Raw genomic sequence first — 2,486 nt, forward strand, 5'->3', positions numbered from 1 at the left:
CCGTCTCCGGGCCGGCTGCCTCCGTCCGGCCTAGGCGGCCGACGCCCGCGAACTCGCCCGCACCTGGCGGGCCGTCACCGGCCGCCGCGTCCTGCAACTGCCCCTGCCGCTGCCCGGTGCCCTCGGCCGGGCCCTGCGCGCCGGCGGCCTCACCACGGACCGGCCCGACACCCGCGGCACGACGACCTTCGCCGACTGGCTGGCGGGTGCCACCGCCGCCACCGCCACCGCACCCGACCGCACGCCCGCCCGGTGACCACCCGGCCCCGCGGGAGGGCGGCGAGTCCCCGCGGGGCCGGAGCGGTCCGGATCGTGGATCACCCCTGGCCCGGCCCTCCCTCCTCCGGCATGATCCTTAGTGACAGGAGCGAAGGAGGGAATCACGGATGTCGGTCTGGGAAGCGCTGGCGGTCCTGCTGGCCGGTGTGGGTGCGGGCACCATCAACACCGTCGTCGGCTCCGGCACGCTCATCACCTTCCCGGTGTTGCTCGCCCTCGGTCTGCCGCCCGTCACCGCCAACGTCTCCAACACCCTCGGCCTGGTGCCCGGCTCGATCAGCGGCGTCATCGGCTACCGCCGCGAACTCACCGGCCAGCGCCGCCGGCTGCTCCGCCTCGGCACCGCCTCCCTGATCGGCGGTCTCACCGGCGCCTACCTGCTCACCAAGCTCCCCAGCAAGGCCTTCGACGCCATCGTCCCCGCGCTGATCCTCTGCGCCCTCGTGCTGGTCGTGATCCAGCCGCGGGTCTCCCGCGCGGTGGCCGCCCGCCGCGGCCGCGGCGGAGGCAGCAGCAGCACCGAGGGCGGGCCGCTGCTCTTCGCCGGCGTCCTGCTCGCCGGCGTGTACGGCGGCTACTTCGGCGCCGCCCAGGGCGTCCTGCTGCTCGCCCTGATGGGCATGCTGCTCCAGGACGACATGCAGCGGATCAACGCCACCAAGAACGTCCTCGCCCTGATCGTCAACGGCGTCGCCGCGGTCTTCTTCCTCTTCGTCGCCCCGATCGACTGGACGGCCGTGCTGCTCATCGCCGCCGGATCGGTGGTCGGCGGCCAGATCGGCGCCAAGGTCGGCCGCCGCCTGCCCCCGCCCGTGCTGCGGACGGTCATCGTCGTCGTCGGCCTCGCCGCCGTCACCCGGCTGCTGCTCACCTGACACCCGTGTCGCCCGGCCCCGGCGGCCCCGCCTTCCTATGCTCCTTGTGACGCACCCCGCGGCCGGCGGCCCGCCCGCCGCGGGCCCGCCAGCGACCCACCGGGAGCACCCGTGAGCCGAACCCGGCTGACCGAGGACGAGATCACCACCGCCCTGGCCGCCCTGCCCGAGTGGCACCGCGAGGGCGAGGCGATCGTCCGCACCGCGGAGACCGCCAGCTTCATGACCGCGATCCGGGTCGTCGACACCGTCGCCGTCGCCGCCGAGGAACTCGACCACCACCCCGACATCGACATCCGCTGGCGCACCCTGCGCTTCGCCCTCTCCACCCACAGCGCGGGCGGCCTCACCGGCCTCGACACCACCCTCGCCGCCCGCATCGACGACGTGCTGCGCACCACGTCCTGAGGCCCGGTCAGCTCGCAGCGCACCCCGTTCCGGCGGGGTGCTCCGGCCGCCATGAGATGCTGGGCGCTTGCAGCAGCAGTCGGGACGGACGGATTTCATGGCTCAGGACCCTCCCCGGACGTACGACCAGGGGTACCCGCACGACGGCACCGGGCAGCAGCCCGCCGCCGGCCAGGACTACCAGCAGCAGCAGGGCTGGTACCAGCCGCAGACGGACCAGCCGGCCGACCAGTGGGCGGCCGCCCAGCAGCAGCCGTACCAGGCCGGGGCGGACCAGCAGGCCTGGCAGCAGGGCGCCGACCAGCAGGCATGGCAGCAGCAGACCGCCGCCTGGGACCCCCAGACCGCCCAGGCCTACCAGCAGCAGGCGTACCAGCAGCAGGGCTACGACCAGCAGGCGTACCAGCAGCAGGCGGGGCAGCAGGGCTACGACCAGCAGGCGGGCCAGCAGCAGGCGTACGAGCAGCAGGCGGGCCAGCAGGGCTACTACGCCGGCGGCTACGAGCAGATCCCGCAGCAGCAGACCGGCGACCCCTACCAGGCGAACGCCGGATACACCGACCCGTACGCCGCCTACGGCGCGAGCTCCACCGGCACCGCAGACGCGTACGCCCAGATCACCCCCGAGCCGTCGCTCTACGCCCCGGCCGACCAGGCGCAGGACAGCTGGCAGACCCAGCAGCAGGAGATGCCGACCGTCGGGTTCCCGGACACCAGCGGCCGGGGCACGGCCTTCCCGGCCGACCCCGACGGCAGCCCCGAGGCCGGTTCCGGGGGCACCCTCAGCCCCTACGTCGTCACCCGCGACGACAGGTACGGCGACGACCGCGACGACACGGACGGCAACGGGCGGGCCGGCCGCCGCTCGATCGCCGACCGCGCCCGGGCCGCCGCGACCGCCGTCGTCTCCGCGGACCACGGACC

The 2,486-nt window shown here is 74.7% G+C and carries 2 protein-coding genes and 1 pseudogene; all 3 read left to right on the plus strand.

Annotation, left to right across the window (positions count from 1 at the left end; translation table 11 throughout):
- The first annotated feature begins 386 nt into the window (after positions 1 to 386).
- A complete protein-coding gene (locus ABZ641_RS32985) occupies positions 387 to 1,154 on the plus strand; it encodes a sulfite exporter TauE/SafE family protein (RefSeq protein ID WP_344621896.1) in 768 nt (255 codons plus the stop codon).
- Between the two features lie 111 nt (positions 1,155 to 1,265).
- Positions 1,266 to 1,562 carry a 4a-hydroxytetrahydrobiopterin dehydratase gene (locus tag ABZ641_RS32990; RefSeq protein WP_344621895.1) on the plus strand — a complete coding sequence of 99 codons (297 nt, stop codon included), beginning with the start codon at positions 1,266 to 1,268 and terminating at the stop codon, positions 1,560 to 1,562.
- Positions 1,563 to 1,659: 97 nt separating this feature from the next.
- A pseudogene (locus ABZ641_RS32995) lies at positions 1,660 to 2,486 on the plus strand (hypothetical protein); the annotation flags it as partial.

Source organism: Kitasatospora sp. NPDC007106 (assembly GCF_040634455.1).
In the GTDB taxonomy this organism is placed as follows: domain Bacteria; phylum Actinomycetota; class Actinomycetes; order Streptomycetales; family Streptomycetaceae; genus Kitasatospora; species Kitasatospora arboriphila.

Bases quoted from the DNA above. Each gene is read 5' to 3' on its own strand.
- ABZ641_RS32985 (WP_344621896.1), top strand. From the start codon at position 387: ATGTCGGTCTGGGAAGCGCTGGCGGTCCTGCTGGCCGGTGTGGGTGCG.